Here is a 17614-nt window from a genome sequence, read left to right on the forward strand (position 1 = left end):
GTTTTCGCCAGGATCAACTCTCAGTGAAAACGACTATATAGTATTACTATTTAACCAACAACTCTTCCACAATGGCTTTTTTACGGCTAATTTAGCGGCACGGAAAATAATTAGTCATACAATAAGAGCCCTCCATCATGTCAGACAAATTTCCTCCCCTGCGTTCTGCCCAATGGTTTGGCAGCGCTGATAAAAACGGTTTCATGTACCGCAGCTGGATGAAGAACCAGGGCATTGCCGATCATCAGTTCCAGGGCAAGCCCATCATCGGTATCTGCAACACCTGGTCGGAACTGACGCCTTGCAATGCTCACTTTCGGACCATCGCCGAGCACGTCAAACGCGGTGTCATTGAGGCCGGTGGCTTTCCGGTCGAGTTCCCGGTGTTTTCCAACGGCGAATCCAATCTGCGACCTACCGCCATGCTGACGCGCAATCTGGCGAGCATGGATGTGGAAGAAGCCATTCGCGGTAACCCGATCGATGGAGTGGTGCTATTGACCGGCTGCGACAAAACTACCCCGGCGCTGTTGATGGGCGCTGCCAGCTGTGACGTCCCGGCCATTGTGGTTACCGGTGGACCGATGCTGAACGGCAAGCACAAAGGCAAGGACATCGGCGCCGGCACCATCGTCTGGCAGATGCACGAGTCCTACAAAGCCGGCACCATCAGCCTCGACGAATTCCTCTCGGCCGAGGCCGGGATGTCGCGCTCGGCGGGCACCTGCAACACCATGGGCACGGCCTCGACTATGGCCTGCATGGCTGAAGCCCTGGGCACCTCGCTGCCTCATAACGCGGCCATCCCGGCGGTGGATTCGCGCCGCTACGTGCTGGCCCATATGTCGGGCATGCGTGCCGTCGAGATGGTCCGCGAGGATTTGCGCCTGTCCAAGGTGTTGACCCGGGAAGCCTTTGAAAATGCCATCAGGGTCAATGCCGCTATTGGCGGTTCGACCAACGCCGTGATTCACCTAAAGGCCATCGCCGGGCGGATAGGCGTGGATCTGGAGCTGGATGATTGGACCCGCATAGGGCAGGGCACCCCGACCCTGGTGGACTTGCAGCCTTCGGGACGCTTCCTGATGGAAGAGTTCTACTATGCCGGGGGCCTGCCGGCCGTGCTGCGGCGCCTGGGTGAGAACGGCCTGATTCCGAATCCGCAAGCGTTGACCGTCAACGGCAAAAGTTTGTGGGAGAACGTTAAAAACTCACCGATCTATGGTGACGACGAAGTCATCCGGGCCATCGATAACCCGCTGGTCGCCGACGGCGGGATCTGTGTATTGCGGGGCAACCTGGCGCCTCTGGGTGCGGTACTCAAGCCATCCGCTGCGACCCCGGCCCTGATGAAGCATCGCGGACAGGCCGTGGTATTCGAGAACTTCGACATGTACAAGGCCCGCATCAATGACCCTGAGCTGGCGGTCACTGCCGACTCGATTCTGGTGATGAAGAACTGTGGTCCAAAGGGTTACCCGGGCATGGCCGAAGTCGGCAACATGGGTCTACCCGCCAAGCTGCTGGCTCAGGGCGTGACCGATATGGTGCGCATTTCCGATGCCCGCATGAGCGGAACGGCGTACGGCACAGTGGTGCTGCACGTTGCTCCGGAAGCCGCAGCCGGCGGGCCACTGGCGGCCGTGCAGGAAGGTGACTGGATTGAACTGGATTGTGTCAGTGGACGCTTGCACCTGGATATCTCCGATGCCGAACTGACCGCCCGCCTGGCCGATATCGAACCGCCAACAAACCTGTTGATTGGCGGCTATCGCCAACTCTACATCGACCATGTCATGCAGGCCGACCAAGGCTGCGATTTCGATTTTTTGGTGGGCTGCCGAGGATCGGAAGTGCCTCGTCACTCCCACTAAGTTTCGACACCCGCAAAGCGAGCCCGCATGACAATCAGAGCAGGCGCAATTCAACCCGCGCCTGCTATGATCCGCGCTTTCAACCGAAAGGATCGACCAGCGCCCCATGGATTATCGTCAGCCCTCCGACCGCAAAAGCATGCATACGCGCATCGTTCAGGAACTCGGCCTACAGATTGTCTCCGGGCGCTTCAAATCCGACGACAAACTGCCGGCCGAAGCATTGCTCTGTACAGAATATGCGGTCAGCCGTCCGGTATTGCGCGAAGCCACCCGGGTCCTGGTTGCCAAAGGCCTGGTGTACTCCAAGCCGCGCGTGGGTACCGTGGTCAAACCGCGCCGCGAGTGGCACATGCTCGACCCTGATGTGTTGCACTGGTTGCTGCAGGCCTCACCCCAAAATGAATTTTTTGGCTTGCTGACCACTGTGCGCAGCATTATTGAGCCCGCGGTGGCAGCTCTCGCAGCCCAGCATGCAACTGCAGAAGATGTGGCATCGATTCATGAAGCCTACCAACGCATGGAAAGCGCTTCCAGCCCTGAAGAGCTACTGCAACCCGACCTGGACTTTCACAGCCGGATTGCCGACGCAACCCATAACGACTTACTGGCCAACTTGTGCAACATGCTGTCATTGGCCTTGCGCGAAGCCATGAAGCACTCCAACCGGCGACCCAACCTGCACGAGCTTGCACTGCCACGGCACAAGGCAATTTTGACCGCGATCGAAAGTCGCGACGCTTTGGGCGCGCGTCAGGCCACACTGGTACAGCTCGAAGACGCGCGCATGGCGCTGGATGTGGTGTTGAGCCAGGGGTGAGGGCGGTAGATACCAGCGAGCCTGGTTCGACCTGGAACGGCGCCCAACCAAGGGCCATGCGCTGTACTTGACTGCGCAAACTCGTAGCGTTGAGTGTTTTTACCCCGACAGCATTTGACCGAACCGATAGAGGTCGAGCAGGGCGCTGCCTGGGTGCCGATAGTGTCTTTTCATCAGGCCAGATTACAGTTTCCAGGGCAGGGCTGGATCGTCCTGGTTCAAACCCTGGACTTCACAAAGCTTCACATTTGCACGGCGGGAAAGCCGGGGGATATGGGTTAGCATCGCGGCGCAGCCTTGGGGCGCAAGCGTGGTAACAACAACGGCTTAAAACGGCTCACAACCGTTTGAAGACCGGGATCCCGGTAAAAAGGTCTCTTTATTGTGTCTAATGGCAACTCAAACCGTTGGTTAGTCCTCATGTCGGTCATTCTGGCTTTTATGCCGATTGTCCTGGATTACACCATTCTTCATGTCGCGGTTCCGTCACTGACCCTTGCGTTGCAAGCAACGGGCACCGAGATTCTGTGGATCATCGACATCTACCCGTTGTTGATGGCCAGCCTGCTGATTCCCATGGGCACGCTTGCGGACAGGGTCGGCCATCGCCGAATGCTGCTGGCCGGGCTGGGTATCTTCTGCGCAGGTTCGGTATTGGCCGCCTTTTCTCCCAATGTCGGATCGTTGATCGGCGCACGGGCGTTCATGGCCTTCGGCGGCGCCATGGTCATGCCCAGCGTCCTCGCGATTATTCGACAAACCTTTGAAGATCAGAGCGATCAAGCAGTAGCGCTGGGTATCTGGGGCGCTGTTGCCTCCACCGGAGCCGCCATCGGGCCCTTGGTCGGTGGTGCATTGCTTGAGCATTTCTGGTGGGGGTCGGTGTTCCTGATCAATGTGCCCGTGATGCTGCTGGTCATACCCTTAGTGATCGCCTACATCCCGCGACGAAGTGTGGTCGGCGATGGAAACTGGACCATCGGACAGTCCTTGATTCTGATCCTGGGTGTCATGGCAAGTGTTTACGCCCTCAAATCGGGCTTCAAAACCAACAGCTCTGTTTTCGTAACAGGTGCCTGTTTTGTCTTCGGAGCACTGATGCTTGTCTGGTTTGTACGCAAGCAGCTTCACACCACGACCCCGATGCTGGATCTGAGCCTTTTTTCCATTCCGGCGGTCAGCACGGGTATCGTCATGGCACTGGTAACCATGGGTGCGCTTGCCGGATTCGAATTGCTGCTGGCTCAAGAACTGCAGTTCGTCATGGAGCGTACGCCCCTGGAGGCCGGTATTTTCATGATGCCGCTGATGATTGCGGCTGCAATCGGTGGGCCTCTTGCCGGGGTCATCCTGAAGGCGATTGGCCTGCGGTGGGTTGCGAGTTGCTCGTTGCTGGTGTCCGCGGTAAGTCTGGTCGGGTTGGCCCAGATACACCTGGGCAGCGGCGGGGTAGCCGTTATTGTGATGCTGGTGGCTCTGGGGCTTTCCCTGAGCATTGGTTTGACCGCCTCGTCAGTGGCGATCATGAACAGTATTTCAATGGAAAAAGCGGGCTCTGCCGGAGCCCTTGAGGCCACGAGTTACGACCTTGGCACCGGATTGGGCATAACCGTTTTCGGTATTCTTCTCGTATCCACCTATGAAAAATCCATACAGCTGCCTGACGGCATTCCATCTGCCATGGCCGAGACAGCCGTCCGGTCTATTGGTGAAACGATGATTGCGGCCAAAACACTTGGAGGCATTCAAGGCCAGCAGCTTGCTGCAGCGGGGCAAAAAGCTTTTAGTGCCTCCCACAGCATGGTTTTACTGACGGCGGCTGCACTGGTCGGCGCATTGAGCCTGTTGGTCTGGTTTGTGTTGAAGCACCACAAAAACAGGTCGGCACATTCCCGTGCAGCCAATTGAAAAAGTCGTCTGCACGGGAACAAAAGCTTTCCTGTTTACGCTTAATGGCCAGGACAAGCCACTACGGCGGATTCTAGGGGGGAGATGGATTCACCGCTGGTCGTTGCGCCTGGCGCGGATCGCCGCGTGTTGAAAGAGCCAGCGACGTTTCCATTCTCTTCTGAGGCTACTGGCAGTCATCGCAGCGAAGTAATAATCCGGGAAAACCCGCCCATATAGAGCCAGGTCTCGCCTTCAATCAAGGGAGTCAGGGCCTGTAAAAATCACGCCAATATTTCGATCCCATGCTTCTGCACAATGGTCAGCAGCTTCAGTGCCATTCCGCCGGGTCGCTTATCACCCGATTCCTACTGTTTGACGGTCGAAGCGCTGGTGTTCTGTTTCGTCTCGCTTTTTAGTGAAGCGCGCTTTATAACAGAGAAAATCACCGCGCCAGAACAGGGTATATATTTATAAGTGTTTGTTTTTAAATGATAAAAAACCAAACTTTCAAAGTTGATGTTTATGAAAAATACCAGCCCATTATAGGTTGACATCAACAAATAGTGAGCTTTATGATTGGCGCTGGATGTAAATAATTCAACGGACGAAGCCTGATGCCCTATCAAGACCTATATAGCGTAACGTCTGGCTTTTTGACTTGCCCCTGTCTCACCTCTCCCTCAAGAAACCCCAAAAGATATTTCGATTATCCGGCAAAATTTTCTTACTGTTTATCACTTGTCAGTAGTGACATTCTCTCTCAGGGTATTGTTGCTTAGTGCTTAAAGGATTTTCACGACCTGAGCAATGCTGACTCACAATGTCAGATGCTCAAAGTAGCGCACAAGGACAATGTTCGATCACCCCTCGAACATGTGCGAACGCCTCTACCCTCGCTGCGTTCGATTGGCTACCAACTTCGTGACCAGAGTTTGCATGATCGATATCGAGAGTGCATTCAACGGGTCAAGTTCGGCCCATTATCAGCGTAAAGAGGAATTACCAATGAAAAACTCCATTAGCATTTCCACTATTGGTGGGACTGTTGGCGGGACTGTCGGTGGTACTGTCGGTGGTACTGTCGGTGGCACCGTTGGCGGTACGCTCACCACCAGCCAACACAGCCGCCTCAAAGACTGCTTGAGCAAGTAAGGTTTTGCACGTCGCGCCCAGCGCGACGTGCTTTCCAAGTTTAAGGGAATAAATCAGGGCCTGACTGATGGAAAAAAATAAATATACCCTTTCTAGAGATGTAGTTCTAAGACGAATGGATGACCGTACTTCGGTCTACCATCGGCAAAGGGGCGGGCTATGTATGCTGGATAAAGCAGCAGTCGACGTTCTGGAGAGCTTCAAGAATGGACGCGTGATCCCTAACTCATGGATTGAACTAGAAGCCCCCACAAGGGAGGCTGAGCTGATTCAGCAGCTCGCCGCTCGTGGATTCTTGATCAATGAAGAAGCACTCAACTTATCTCAGAGCAAGCCAGTTGAGAAAAAAGTTAATATTATTCAGTTGATTCTTGCGAATGCTTGCAACTTTGGGTGCACCTATTGTTTTGAAGGTATTCAAGGCAAGGAGATGTCTATTGAAGAAGAGGTGGCAAAAATAGAGCTGATCCGCGTTGTTGCTCAAGACGAAATCAAAGTCGACATCAATAACTCGATGTATGCCTCCAAGGAAAGGTTCGAACATCAATTTGACAAAAAAAATCGGCATATGAAACCTCAAGATGCCGTACATTATGTAGAAAAGGCACTGGCTGCCTCCCGAGCAGGTGGCATGTATAGCGTAATGGTTCAGTTTTTCGGTGGCGAGCCATTATTAAATTGGAAAGCAATTGATGCAGTTCTGGATCGTTTCGGTGACGGCTCCAAAGATGGAATGCATATTTCTTATTCCACTGTGACTAATGGGTCGCTCATAACTGAAGAAGTAGCGGATAAATTTGCCCGCCATCAGGTAGCAGTCTGCGTAAGTTTCGATTCACCTACTAGTCCAAGCAGGCCGCTGAAAAGTGGCGAGGACAGCACGCCAGTTGTCATGCAAGGCCTGCGCCTACTTCAAGCTAAAGGAAACCGCATCGCGATCAATGCAGCGCTGACATCTGCAACGTGGGATGACTTTAATGAGTCTATCGTTGACTTGGCGGTCGATGTTGGGGCTGGTGAGATTGGCGTTGTTGTAGATTTCGATCCGACTTTCTATAGCTCCTTTGGAACAGGTAATATCGTAGATCGCCTCTGGAAGGTTGTTGAGTATGGACGCCAAAAGGGCGTGGTCTTAACTGGTTATTGGCATCAGATATTCCAAGTTCTCTTGGGACATGATGCTGTGGCCGAGCGAGGCTTCAAGAACTGCTCAGCAAAAGGTGCACAATTTAGTATTGAGCCGAATGGATCCGTGTTCGCCTGCAAAGCCGGGTCTACATTGTTAGGTTCAATTGAGTTAGGCCCAGCGCTTTTGGACGCTCCTGCCTATTTAGAGCATGCACAGTTACGCCATGAGAACCCTGAATTTTGCAGGGGCTGTGAGATCGAAGGTTTCTGCGCTGGTCTTTGCCTAGGCCCCTTAGAGAAGAAGTACGCGGCCATTGACGTAGTAGAACCAGCAGCGTGCGATTTCTATCGAGGAATTACTCGAAAGCACATTGATGCTCTTCAGCCTTTTGAAATAGCTACTTTCGATCTCCAACCTGCATAAATTGAGAGAAATCATGGGTATCGCATCTGAAGCCAAAGTTTTTGCTAGCGACAGCCAATTTTCTAAATATGGCTATGACATCATCAACACACCAGAGATGTCTGCACAAGTGATTGAGTCTTTCAACTCTATGCCACGCGACGGCCACAGTTTGAAAAGGCTGCGAAACATCCGGTTGAACCAATACTTCGCCTACTGGGAGGAAGGCCAGTGGATTTACGCACTGCTTCCAAAAAGGAAATACATCCAATCGGCTGAATTTATACGCCTTGCCGAGGCCGGAGGTGTCTTACGCCACAGAGAACAGCTAGAGTGCGACCCCACTCCCCTGGTAACCGCAGTTCTCGATAGCTTGCCTGTTGATTTTTCAGAAAGTTATCACATCAACGTGAACCAAATCAGGGTCATTGTGAACTCCGAGTTTAATGGGGTCACGGTTCCCGAGGGCCCGCATCGTGATGGTCACCTATTCAGCGTTATTGTTGTAGCGAAGCGCCATAATGTTGAAGGGGGAGAAACACAAGTTATTGATCCTGCGTCCAATGAAATTGTTCATCGCGCCGTGCTTGAAGAAAATCAGGCTGTGCTGATTGATGATGAGCGTTACATTCATTATGCCTCAAATATTACACCCGTCGAAGGCAATGATGGTTACAGAGATATTTGGGTGATCGAAATCAGTCCGTGGCATAAACGCTCCTATGGGCCAACTCACGAACGCCTAGCCTTAGCCACAAGTTCATTACTGAAAAAACCATGACCATTCAAGTCCAATCGTCACCAACGCTATATGCCTGGATGGCATTTCGTAGAGCCCTGCCAACCGCCTTAGCTGTTGCTCCTACAGGCATGTTGTTCGGGGTTCTGGCATCCCAATCCGACTGGACTCCATTCGAAGTCTTGTTGCTCAGTGCTATGGGCTACTCAGGCAGTGGGCAGTTCGCCTTGCTGCCCCTTGCCGAGCAAGGAATAGGATTTCTTACAATGCTTATCGTTGCGATATCTATTAACTGCCGATACATACCAATAGTTATCACAACGCTAACGCGCCTTCCAAAACGGCCCATACCCCGTGCATTTATGGCACATTTAGTTGGTGACGAAGCCTACGCACTGGAACGTGAGCGCGATCAATTCGCGGCAATTTTCAGCACGCGGCTAACAATTTATCTCGCGTGGGTATCGTCTACCTTTGCAGGTGCATTGTTTGCCACGCTAATTCCCGCAAACTGGTTCAGCCCTGAAATGAATCTAGGTTTTCCGGCAAGCATAGTTCTTTTAGTGCTTTCGTTCGAGCAGCTAAAAAGTCGCATACCCCGTATATCTGCGCCCTGGGAATGGCGCCTCATTGAGCTAACACTTTGTGTTGCGGCGGCCCTGGTCTTTATTGCACTACTAGGTAAATCTTGGTTCTGGCTACCAAGTATTGCGTTCAGTACCTGGAGACTTGGCAGGTTGACCTATGAACCTTAATGATCATGTTTTAGTGATTGCCGCACTCATCACAACGAGCCTGCTGGTTCGAGTAGCGCCGGCCTTTATTAATCTGAAACTATCACCATCAGGAAGAAAAACCACCGAACAGGCGCTTCCAATGGCCGTATTTATAAACTTCGCTGTATATCTGATATGGGTCGAGGTAAATATTGTGGCGACGGCGGCAATAGCAAGCATTTTGGTCGCTGCCTTTGCCACCTTTTTTACACGCGCCGGGTTGATGCTCACTGCCTGTAGCTCAACATTAATATACGCAGCCATTGTGACATATTGACCGTTAAGGGACTGACATGGACACCACTGACATTGTAATTTCTACAATTAGCGGCACTGTTCGCGACGAATTGAGAGCGGAACTCTCATCTGCGCTAAAGTCCGGTTTTGACAGACGTGACAAACGTTATGCAGAGATTGTTCTGCGCTCCGGCGTCCCGGTTGATTTATTATATGAGCGAATTTTCAAGTCGCGCCGCCCTTTAGCAGTTTTAAAGAATCTGCCAGTCAATATCTTGGCTGATGGATGGGAGGTCGGAAGCGCTGAACTGACTGATGCGGTTCTAGTAGGCATCACTCATGCAATGGGTCTCCGGCACTTCGGTTATCCTGAGGAAAAGGAGGGTGCCATTCTACAAGACGTTCACCCTATCGCAGGTTGGGAAAAGACCCTGTCTAATGCAGGTAGGGTTAAATTCAATCTACATGTAGAAAGCCCTTTTCTTCCTCGGCAGGCGCGGCCAGAGGCAGCGGCACTTATTGCACTTAATAACGAAGCAGGAGCAACTACTCGCATCGCGGTAGTCGACGAGGTAAATAAACTTCTGCCAGATGAAATTATCAGCACTCTGCGGCGCCCACTGTTCACTTATAAACACGATGATTCATTTGCTCTGAACGGATATACGCTTCATACGCCGCCTTCTCCATTCTTGAAACAGATAGATGGATACGAAGAGTCTCGTTGTGCAATCTACACCCTGGCAGAAAATCATGAAGCAGAAAAAGCTGTGTCAGCTTGGATAGAGGCTGCTGAAGCAGTTGCAATAGACATCGTCTTGGAGCCGGGAGATCTTCTCGTATTCAACAACTATCGGTGCGTACATGGTCGTGGCGCTGTTGAAGGACGGCGTTGGCTGAAACGAGTCTATGGCTCGCGGCATTGTGACCTTACAGATGAACATGACATGGTTAGTGTTTGGCGTGCTGTAGGAGCCATTGGCGACCATTCTTTCTAGTAATAAATGCACCTGTGCTAAACAGGTGCAGTTTCTTGATAGTCGAGCGACGAAAAATCTGAAACTCTCTATATGGCAGCCCCTTCGGTCGCGGTAGGTACGGCAGTGATGATCGCGGCTACTCAGGGCGCCATTGTAGATATCCTCTACGTCAAGCAGCTCAGAGGACACTTCCAAGCGCTCCGCAAGCAGGCCAGACGCTACAGCAAGAAAGGCATGGTGGGAGAGGGAATACGCTGGTAGCGAGCAGCACGGTACAAAAGTTATCTCCACCGCATAATCCGGCGGCTTGGTTCACGACAGCCGTGCCGGAGGCCACGCCCAAACGATCCGGCACTTAATGCTTTAACCTAGCAAGAGCTGATTATCGATGGGGCAGGGCGCAAGCCTTGAGTCCACAGAAGTGAGGTGTATGGGAATTCTAGATAAATTATTCGTTGGCCGCTTCACCCAGCCACCTCCTGATCAACCGCCATTGAGTAACGCCGCGATCATGCAAGAGCTTCATCCCTTTCGTAGTGAGCTGAAGGTTTTCACACATGACCTGCTGGCACGCCTTCCTGAAAAGAAACAAGCATGTCTCATCCGACGCGTCATGCGTTTCTACGGTCAGGGAGAAGATCCATCCAGCGCACTGACAGAAGGGTTGATGGATTCAGTTGATGATCATCGGCAGCGCTGCGAATGACATTGATGAGTTCAACGACCCTCGTGGGGCATCGGCGGTTTACGGTTTTTTCGGGGATAGCCCAGTCATTGGGAATAGCCCGCTCCAGGTGTTCTTTCCCATCGTTGTAAATTCGTTGCATGGTGTCGCCCTGAAGCCCCAGGCAAAACCGTGAAGGGATAAACTATTGAGCGGTCAGAAACGCGTCCATGAGCGCGCCATTGGTATCTTACGGTTTTTCCATTTAAATCTTTGAATGTAAAAACCGTTTGGGATGTCCACTCAAATCGCGATTGGCGCAAATGCCATTTGGATGCTCAAGAGTATTTATAAGACCATCCAGAATTTAACATAATATACATTATGCGAAACTGCGTATTGGGATGTCAGGGCCAGTGGAGGCTGCTTTTCAACAGGCACTCAGTCGTCCAAGTCCAGATCCTTCCTTACGTCCGCCGCTGAATGCACAGCTTCTTGACCTTGGCGGACACGCTGCAAAATCTCCAGTGCTTCAATGCGCATTTTTGCGCGTGCAACAACGGCCATCGCTTCGGCAATATAAGCCGCGTCGCCAGTGTCGTTAGCATCAGCTAAAAAGATGTTTATGGTGTCAGTATCAACCAGCGAGTCTGCCGGATCGTAATCAGGAATTGGCTCTGTCATTTGAATACCTGGGGAAAAATATGAACCCAACACATGACCTCAAAAGTAAACGTTGGACAGTCACATGCCAAGACGCTGCCGATGGCACTGGCGACATGATCGTGCCGTTGCCCGATGATCTGCTCAGCCAAATGGGCCTTGTCATTGGTGACACGTTGACCGTAGAAAAACAGCCTGACGGTTCGTTAACGCTGACCAATATTTCTCAAGCCACTCAAGGTTAATCAGCCATGAAAATAGAGAAAAGCTCTGGCAATGTTTACGCAGATATCGGCGTGGCCAACCCTGAACAGATGCTCAGGAAAGCCCTAATTGTTGCGCAAATCAGCCAGGTGATTACCTACTCAGAAGACCGAATCTCAAGGGCTGTGGGCATCTTGGGGCTCAGTGAATCAGATCTGAAAGAGCTTCTACACGGGCACTTTCATGCCTATCGGGAGGCGGATCTGATGGAATACCTTGAGAAACTCCACCAGGACAAGAGTTTCGCGGGCGCGAAACTGGGTAAATGAGAGGTCAATCCTGCTACTATCGCTCTTTTAAGATGATCCAGTTATAACTCTACTAAATGGTTGTTTAGTTTAGTTATAATAGGAGTTTTTGAATCTCAGAATAAAACGCCCGTCCCGCCCGGAAAGTATCCCTCTGAAAGCTGGCTGGCGAATCGACCTGATGCCCAGACCGAACAACGGCGAATCCAGCCGGTTCGAGCATTTATCCTCCCCATGCTTACCCCTCCGGACTGCTACTGGCGCATGGTGAAATGCCCGCTCCGGCAGGCTCAGCGGATCAGGACTACCCTCCACTCGCCCGGATTTACGACTGGCTCCACTCTTAATCCTGCCTAGACCTCATGCCCGAAAGGCTTCAACTGCTGCTCAAACACCGCTACACCGTCCAGGTCGCGAAGGGTTACCGTGAGACTCTTGTCACGAGCATCAATGTTGACCTCGCCGAAGAACTGCAGCCCTGCCAGGGGCGAGATGTTCGGTTCAGTCGGTGCCTTCTCGAAGACCACCTGCGGGCCAAACGTCATGTCCAGAGCACAAGACGGAAAACTGCCCGCATTTAAAGGTCCGGCGACAAATTCCCAGAACGGCTCAAATTGCTGGAACGCTGCTCGATCAGGATGATAGTGGTGAGCTGCACAGTAGTGCACATCGGCAGTTAGCCACACAACATCACGGACCTGTCGTTGGCGCAGGAAATCCAGTAACTCGGCAATCTCCATTTCTCGTCCCAACGGTTTGCCATTGTCGCCGTTGGCTATTGCCTCCCAGCGCGGCACTCCGGGCGACATTTCGCCATCCGCCACGGCCAGGCTAAGCGGCATATCGGCAGCGATGACTTTCCACTGGGCCGTTGAATGTGCCAGCGCCTGCTTGAGCCAGTCGAGTTGCGTACGCCCGAGAAACGCCGTCTGTGGGCCCGGGACAGCGGACAAGTTGGCGTCATTGCTCCCTCGGTAACTGCGCATGTCCAGCACAAAGAGCTCCAGTAAAGGTCCATAAGGGAGGCTCCGGTAGATGCGACCGCCCTTATCGCCAGGCTGAGGACGCATCGGGGAGTACTCGAGCCAGGCTTGCCGTGCCGGACCGAGCAGATCCCTGATGGCGGCACCGCCATAGCGTGAGTCAAGCTGTTTGCCTGACGACCAGTTGTTGGTCGTTTCATGGTCGTCCCACTGCCATATCTGCGGCACCTCGGCATTAAACCGCCGCACGTTCTCGTCCATCAGGTTGTATCGGTAGTTACCCCGAAAGTCGTCGACAGTCACCGCGACATGGCTTTTGGCTTCGGTGGTCAGGTTGCGCCAGACGCGACCATTTTCCACGACCTGTTGGGCCGGAACCGGGCCGTCTGCGTAGATAGTGTCGCCACTGTGCAAGAAAAAATCCGGCAAGCGTCGACGCATGGCGTCGTAGATGCGCATGCCGCCTATGTCAGGGTTGATGCCGAACCCTTGACCGACCGTATCACCACTCCATACAAAACGAATGTCCCGCGGCAGCCCTGGCACACTACGCAGGTGCCCGAACCACGGTTCGCCCGCTGTTCCGGTGCGGGCGTCCTCGAACCAGGCGCGATAAAAGATAGATTGATCGGCGGGCAGCCCTCTGAGTTCCACCCGGGCGGTGTAGTCAGTGCCTGCATGTGCCTGCGCCGAAGCGGCGCGCCGGGGCTGAGCAAAAGTGCTGGTGGTGTCCCACTCAACCACCAGTTTGGCTGGTCTGTCACTACGGCTCCAGACCATCGCGCGGTCACCCAGTAGATCCCCGGATTGCACGCCGTCTGTCATCTGGGGCCTGTCCTGGACATTCGCCAGGATAGCCGGCGCGAGGCTGGGCAACACAAGTCCCGCAGAAAGCGTTTGGATCAGGCTGCGACGGCGGACTGGAAACTGTGACATGGATGATCTTCTCAAGTGGAAGGAGTCACTATTTAAGCCCCTGCCAATGACAGCCATGTTTCAGAGCAGCACAGCCATGTGCCGGCTATGCTGGATGTCTGATGGCACTTTCAGGCAGTGCAGATTGCCAAGGCGGTTGCACTGCCCCTCTGTGTTTGTCTGTTGATCTTGAGGGACGCACCATGATCAGCCCCACTGAGCAAGGCCCGATCAATGCTTGCGATGCAGCGCAGAGAACCCGCCCCAGCAACTACCCCGAGCCTTTCGCGTCCCTGATGCAGGGCCGCACCAAACGGCCTCTGGGTGATCTGTTCAACTTGAAGAATTTTGGCGTCAACCTTGTACACCTGCCGCCAGGCAGTCTCTCCGCCCTTCATCACTCGCACTCATTACAGGACGAATTTATCTATGTCCTGGAGGGTCATCCGACCTTGTTCAGAGGTGATGAAACCGTGCAACTGGCTCCGGGGATGATTGCGGGCTTCCCCGCCAAAGGGCTTGCCCACCATCTGGAGAATAGAACTGACACCCTCTGCGTGGTTCTTGAAGTAGGCGACCGTAGTGTCGGAGACAGCGTGACTTACCCGTCTGACGATATACAGGCGGTGACGGCAGTCGACGGCACATGGCACTTCGTCCATAAAGATGGCAGCCCCTATGGCTGAAGGGCATCTGCGCGCCCTTTGCCCTCCCCCTGACATCCCCTCTTATCGGACTCTCGACACTGACAATTTGTCGCAGGCCCGGGTTTTTGTTAAAGTTATAAAACTAACCGTTTAGTACATAACTGTTTCGGACGTTTCCCGGTCTGTCGACCTGGCCTGTTCAAGGCCTCGACGACGTGCAGAAACGCCGACATGTCTGCGCCTGCCTTGCAAGCCGCTACAGTTAAAAGCTATGCCCTCCTCCCAACCGTTCATGCATCAATAGGGTCATGCACAATGAATAACGCTCAACCTTCGGCAGCCGCAAGCCGTTGGCCCATCTGGGTCGCCGCTTTAGGCGTGCTGGTTTTCGGTTTGCTCTATGTCGCCGGTGGCGGCTACCTGGCCACGCTCGGTGGCAGCCTGTACTTCCTGCTTGCAGGCCTGGGCATGGTCGCTTCGTCCGTGTTGCTGTTCAAGCGACGCCTGGCAGGTGCCTGGCTGTTTGCTGCCATCATGGGCGCCAGTGTTATCTGGGCCCTGGCTGATGCCGGGCTGGTGTTCTGGCCGCTGGTTTCACGTCTGTTTGCCCTGGCTGTGCTCAGCCTGGTCGTGGCGCTGGCTTACCCTTCGCTGCGCAAGGCCAATGGCCTGAGCGGCAACGCCGGTTATGCGCTGGGTGCAGTGCTGGCCGTGGCCATCGCCGCCGGCTTCTGGGGGATGTTCCAGCCTCACGCCTCGATCGCACCGACCGGTGACGGCCCGGGCCTGACCAAGGTTGACCCGGCCAAAGCCCAGAAAGACTGGGCACACTACGGCAATGACGAAGGTGGCAGCCGCTTTGCTGCTCTGGATCAGATCAACCGTAGCAACGTGTCCAAGCTGGTACCGGCCTGGACCTACCAGACCGGCGATGTGGCCATCAGTGATGGCAATGGCGCAGAAGACCAGATGACCCCGCTGCAAGTGGGCGACAAAGTGTTTATCTGTACGCCACACAACAACCTGATCGCGCTGGACGCCGATACCGGTAAAGAGTTGTGGAAGAACAACATCAATGCCAAGGCCGCCGTCTGGCAGCGTTGCCGTGGCCTGGCGTACTTTGATGCCAGCGCCCCAGTCGCAGCACCCACCGATGGCAGCACCCCGGCCGCAGCTGTCACCGTTGCCCCGGGCGCGGCGTGCCAGCGTCGCCTGCTGACCAATACCATCGATGCACGCCTGATCGCGGTAGATGCCGACACCGGCCAGTTCTGCCCGGATTTCGGCAGCAATGGCCAGGTTGATCTGAAGGCCGGCCTGGGCAATGTGCCCGATTCCTACTACCAGTTGTCGTCGGCACCGTTGATGGCAGGTACCACGGTGGTGGTTGGCGGTCGCGTGGCTGACAACGTCCAGACCGATATGCCAGGTGGCGTGATCCGTGGTTTCGACGTAGTGACCGGCGCCATGCGCTGGGCCTTCGACCCGGGCAACCCGCAGGACAAGCAAGCACCGGCAGAAGGCAAGACCTACGTTCGCAGCACGCCGAACAGCTGGGCACCGATGTCCTATGACCCGCTGATGAACACCGTATTCTTGCCGATGGGCAGCTCGTCCACCGACATCTATGGTGTCGAACGTACCGAGCTGAACCACAAGTACGGCGCATCGGTACTGGCACTGAACGCCACCACTGGCGAAGAAAAATGGGTGTACCAGACCGTCCACAATGACTTGTGGGACTTCGATCTGCCGATGCAACCAAGCCTGATCGACTTCGCCAAAGCGGACGGCAGCAAGGTCCCGGCGGTAGTGATCGGCACCAAGGCCGGGCAGATTTTTGTCCTCGATCGCCACACCGGCCAGCCGCTGACCAAGGTTGAAGAAGTACCGGTCAAGACCTCGAACATTCCGGACGAGCCCTACTCGCTGACCCAGCCAAAATCCGTGGGCATGCCACAGATTGGTGCGCAGACCCTGACTGAATCGGACATGTGGGGTGCAACCCCGTTTGATCAGATGCTGTGCCGTATTTCCTTCAAGAAGATGCGTTACGAAGGTCTGTACGCCGCGCCGGGCACTGATGTGTCGTTGAGCTTCCCGGGTTCGCTGGGTGGCATGAACTGGGGCAGCCTGTCGACTGACCCGGTTCACGGCTTTATTTTCGTCAACGACATGCGCCTGGGCTTGTGGGTGCAGATGGTTCCGCAGCAAAAAGACGCCAAGGCCTCTTCTGGCGGTGAAGCCTTGAACACCGGCATGGGTGCCGTACCGCTCAAGGGCACGCCTTATGCGGTGAACAAAAACCGCTTCCTGTCGGTAGCCGGTATTCCGTGCCAGGCCCCGCCTTTCGGTACGCTGACCGCCATTGACATGAAGACTCAGAAGGTCGCCTGGCAAGTACCGGTCGGTACCGTGCAGGACACCGGCCCGATGGGGATCAAGATGGGTCTGCAACTGCCGATCGGCATGCCGACACTGGGCGGTACCCTGTCGACACAAGGTGGCCTGGTATTCATCGCTGGCACTCAAGACTTCTACCTGCGCGCTTTTAACTCGGCCAACGGTGAAGAAGCCTGGAAAGCCCGTTTGCCTGTTGGCAGCCAGGGCGGTCCGATGACCTTTGTTTCGCCTAAAACCGGCAAGCAATACATCGTGATCACCGCTGGTGGTGCCCGTCAGTCGCCGGATCGCGGTGACTACGTGATCGCTTACGCACTGCCTGACAGCAACTAAGCACTGCCCTCCCCTGTGGGATCGGGCTTGCTCGCGATGGCAGCGCCTCGGTTCTTCAGACAAACCGGGTTGCCTGCATCGCGGGCAAGCCCGGCTCCCACAATGACCGCGCTAACCTTTTACTGTGGGAGCGGGCTTGCTCGCGATAGCAGCGCCTATGTCCTTCAGACAAACCGGGTTGCCTGCATCGCGGGCAAGCCCGACTCCCACACTGACCGCGCTAACTTTTTACTGTGGGAGCGGGCTTGCTCGCGATGGCAGCGCCTCGATCCTTCAGACAGACCGGTTTACCTGCATCGCGGGCAAGCCCGGTTCCCACAATGACCGCGCTAACTTTTTACTGTGGGAGCGGGCTTGCTCGCGATAGCAGCGCCTCGATCCTTCAGACAGACCGGGCTGCCTTCATCGCGGGCAAGCCCGACTCCCACAATGACCGCGCTAACTTTTTACTGTGGGAGCGGGCTTGCTCGCGATGGCAGCGCCTCGATCCTTCAG

Annotated in this window: 16 protein-coding genes and 1 pseudogene; 14 read left to right on the top strand and 3 right to left on the bottom strand. The window is 54.4% G+C overall.

Features of this window, described 5'->3' with window-relative positions:
• Nucleotides 1-137 precede the first annotated feature (137 nt).
• The 3 genes from ACP7BE_RS04205 (at nt 138) to ACP7BE_RS04215 (ending at nt 4602) form a co-directional block, all read left to right on the top strand.
• Complete coding sequence (locus ACP7BE_RS04205; RefSeq protein WP_426104858.1) at nt 138-1874, top strand: IlvD/Edd family dehydratase; 1737 nt, start codon at nt 138-140, stop codon at nt 1872-1874.
• Between the two features lie 106 nt (nt 1875-1980).
• The gene (locus ACP7BE_RS04210) at nt 1981-2694 is read left to right on the top strand and encodes a FadR/GntR family transcriptional regulator (protein ID WP_095019920.1); all 714 of its coding nucleotides are present in this window, start codon (nt 1981-1983) and stop codon (nt 2692-2694) included.
• A gap of 420 nt (nt 2695-3114) precedes the next feature.
• Entirely contained in the window at nt 3115-4602 is a 1488-nt protein-coding gene (locus ACP7BE_RS04215; RefSeq protein ID WP_426104860.1) for an MFS transporter, read from the top strand.
• Between the two features lie 263 nt (nt 4603-4865).
• Here ACP7BE_RS04215 and ACP7BE_RS04220 read toward each other — a convergent pair.
• A pseudogene (locus ACP7BE_RS04220) lies at nt 4866-4979 on the bottom strand (helix-turn-helix domain-containing protein); the annotation flags it as partial.
• 610 nt (nt 4980-5589) lie between these two features.
• Here ACP7BE_RS04220 and ACP7BE_RS04225 point away from each other — a divergent pair.
• From ACP7BE_RS04225 to ACP7BE_RS04255, 7 genes are all read left to right on the top strand, one after another.
• A complete protein-coding gene (locus ACP7BE_RS04225) occupies nt 5590-5736 on the top strand; it encodes a hypothetical protein (RefSeq protein ID WP_426104862.1) in 147 nt (48 codons plus the stop codon).
• A 163-nt stretch (nt 5737-5899) separates the two neighbouring features.
• On the top strand, nt 5900-7288 hold the full coding sequence (locus ACP7BE_RS04230; RefSeq protein ID WP_426104864.1) for a radical SAM protein: 1389 nt from the start codon (nt 5900-5902) through the stop codon (nt 7286-7288).
• 13 nt (nt 7289-7301) lie between these two features.
• Nucleotides 7302-8048 carry a 2OG-Fe dioxygenase family protein gene (locus tag ACP7BE_RS04235; protein WP_426104866.1) on the top strand — a complete coding sequence of 249 codons (747 nt, stop codon included), beginning with the start codon at nt 7302-7304 and terminating at the stop codon, nt 8046-8048.
• Nucleotides 8045-8761 carry an AzlC family ABC transporter permease gene (locus ACP7BE_RS04240; protein WP_426104868.1) on the top strand — a complete coding sequence of 239 codons (717 nt, stop codon included), beginning with the start codon at nt 8045-8047 and terminating at the stop codon, nt 8759-8761. The genes ACP7BE_RS04235 and ACP7BE_RS04240 overlap by 4 nt, the downstream gene beginning before the upstream one ends.
• Nucleotides 8751-9059 carry a hypothetical protein gene (locus ACP7BE_RS04245; RefSeq protein WP_095000217.1) on the top strand — a complete coding sequence of 103 codons (309 nt, stop codon included), beginning with the start codon at nt 8751-8753 and terminating at the stop codon, nt 9057-9059. The genes ACP7BE_RS04240 and ACP7BE_RS04245 overlap by 11 nt, the downstream gene beginning before the upstream one ends.
• Nucleotides 9060-9075: 16 nt before the next feature.
• Complete coding sequence (locus ACP7BE_RS04250; protein ID WP_095000216.1) at nt 9076-10017, top strand: TauD/TfdA family dioxygenase; 942 nt, start codon at nt 9076-9078, stop codon at nt 10015-10017.
• 412 nt (nt 10018-10429) lie between these two features.
• Nucleotides 10430-10705, top strand: coding sequence for a hypothetical protein (locus tag ACP7BE_RS04255; protein ID WP_170943692.1), 276 nt, complete (start codon nt 10430-10432; stop codon nt 10703-10705).
• Nucleotides 10706-11104: 399 nt separating this feature from the next.
• On the opposite strand, the gene ACP7BE_RS04260 is transcribed toward ACP7BE_RS04255, so the two are convergent.
• Complete coding sequence (locus ACP7BE_RS04260) at nt 11105-11347, bottom strand: hypothetical protein (RefSeq protein ID WP_426104871.1); 243 nt, start codon at nt 11345-11347, stop codon at nt 11105-11107.
• A 20-nt stretch (nt 11348-11367) separates the two neighbouring features.
• Here ACP7BE_RS04260 and ACP7BE_RS04265 point away from each other — a divergent pair, with 20 nt between their 5' ends.
• Both ACP7BE_RS04265 and ACP7BE_RS04270 read left to right on the top strand, forming a co-directional pair.
• Complete coding sequence (locus ACP7BE_RS04265) at nt 11368-11571, top strand: hypothetical protein (protein ID WP_095000214.1); 204 nt, start codon at nt 11368-11370, stop codon at nt 11569-11571.
• Between the two features lie 6 nt (nt 11572-11577).
• Nucleotides 11578-11859, top strand: coding sequence for an XRE family transcriptional regulator (locus ACP7BE_RS04270; protein WP_095000213.1), 282 nt, complete (start codon nt 11578-11580; stop codon nt 11857-11859).
• A 332-nt stretch (nt 11860-12191) separates the two neighbouring features.
• On the opposite strand, the gene ACP7BE_RS04275 is transcribed toward ACP7BE_RS04270, so the two are convergent.
• Nucleotides 12192-13757: an alkaline phosphatase D family protein gene (locus ACP7BE_RS04275; RefSeq protein ID WP_426104874.1), complete on the bottom strand. Its 1566-nt coding sequence runs from the start codon at nt 13755-13757 to the stop codon at nt 12192-12194.
• 182 nt (nt 13758-13939) lie between these two features.
• Here ACP7BE_RS04275 and ACP7BE_RS04280 point away from each other — a divergent pair, with 182 nt between their 5' ends.
• On the top strand, nt 13940-14422 hold the full coding sequence (locus ACP7BE_RS04280; protein ID WP_426104876.1) for a cupin domain-containing protein: 483 nt from the start codon (nt 13940-13942) through the stop codon (nt 14420-14422).
• Nucleotides 14423-14698: 276 nt separating this feature from the next.
• Nucleotides 14699-17119, top strand: coding sequence for a glucose/quinate/shikimate family membrane-bound PQQ-dependent dehydrogenase (locus ACP7BE_RS04285; RefSeq protein ID WP_426104878.1), 2421 nt, complete (start codon nt 14699-14701; stop codon nt 17117-17119).
• Nucleotides 17120-17614: the final 495 nt, after the last annotated feature.

The organism is Pseudomonas sp. TWR1-1-3, assembly GCF_049896805.1.
GTDB classification, from domain to species: Bacteria; Pseudomonadota; Gammaproteobacteria; order Pseudomonadales; family Pseudomonadaceae; genus Aquipseudomonas; species Aquipseudomonas bubulae.

What these genes read in the sequence shown, in the direction of transcription:
- ACP7BE_RS04285 (WP_426104878.1), top strand. Translation starts at nt 14,699, where the DNA reads ATGAATAACGCTCAACCTTCGGCAGCCGCAAGCCGTTGGCCCATCTGG.
- ACP7BE_RS04265 (WP_095000214.1), top strand. Translation starts at nt 11,368, where the DNA reads ATGAACCCAACACATGACCTCAAAAGTAAACGTTGGACAGTCACATGC.
- ACP7BE_RS04275 (WP_426104874.1), bottom strand. Translation starts at nt 13,757, where the DNA reads ATGTCACAGTTTCCAGTCCGCCGTCGCAGCCTGATCCAAACGCTTTCT.
- ACP7BE_RS04250 (WP_095000216.1), top strand. Translation starts at nt 9,076, where the DNA reads ATGGACACCACTGACATTGTAATTTCTACAATTAGCGGCACTGTTCGC.
- ACP7BE_RS04235 (WP_426104866.1), top strand. Translation starts at nt 7,302, where the DNA reads ATGGGTATCGCATCTGAAGCCAAAGTTTTTGCTAGCGACAGCCAATTT.
- ACP7BE_RS04215 (WP_426104860.1), top strand. Translation starts at nt 3,115, where the DNA reads ATGTCGGTCATTCTGGCTTTTATGCCGATTGTCCTGGATTACACCATT.
- ACP7BE_RS04205 (WP_426104858.1), top strand. Translation starts at nt 138, where the DNA reads ATGTCAGACAAATTTCCTCCCCTGCGTTCTGCCCAATGGTTTGGCAGC.
- ACP7BE_RS04255 (WP_170943692.1), top strand. Translation starts at nt 10,430, where the DNA reads ATGGGAATTCTAGATAAATTATTCGTTGGCCGCTTCACCCAGCCACCT.
- ACP7BE_RS04260 (WP_426104871.1), bottom strand. Translation starts at nt 11,347, where the DNA reads ATGACAGAGCCAATTCCTGATTACGATCCGGCAGACTCGCTGGTTGAT.
- ACP7BE_RS04280 (WP_426104876.1), top strand. Translation starts at nt 13,940, where the DNA reads ATGATCAGCCCCACTGAGCAAGGCCCGATCAATGCTTGCGATGCAGCG.
- ACP7BE_RS04225 (WP_426104862.1), top strand. Translation starts at nt 5,590, where the DNA reads ATGAAAAACTCCATTAGCATTTCCACTATTGGTGGGACTGTTGGCGGG.
- ACP7BE_RS04270 (WP_095000213.1), top strand. Translation starts at nt 11,578, where the DNA reads ATGAAAATAGAGAAAAGCTCTGGCAATGTTTACGCAGATATCGGCGTG.
- ACP7BE_RS04230 (WP_426104864.1), top strand. Translation starts at nt 5,900, where the DNA reads ATGCTGGATAAAGCAGCAGTCGACGTTCTGGAGAGCTTCAAGAATGGA.
- ACP7BE_RS04245 (WP_095000217.1), top strand. Translation starts at nt 8,751, where the DNA reads ATGAACCTTAATGATCATGTTTTAGTGATTGCCGCACTCATCACAACG.
- ACP7BE_RS04240 (WP_426104868.1), top strand. Translation starts at nt 8,045, where the DNA reads ATGACCATTCAAGTCCAATCGTCACCAACGCTATATGCCTGGATGGCA.
- ACP7BE_RS04210 (WP_095019920.1), top strand. Translation starts at nt 1,981, where the DNA reads ATGGATTATCGTCAGCCCTCCGACCGCAAAAGCATGCATACGCGCATC.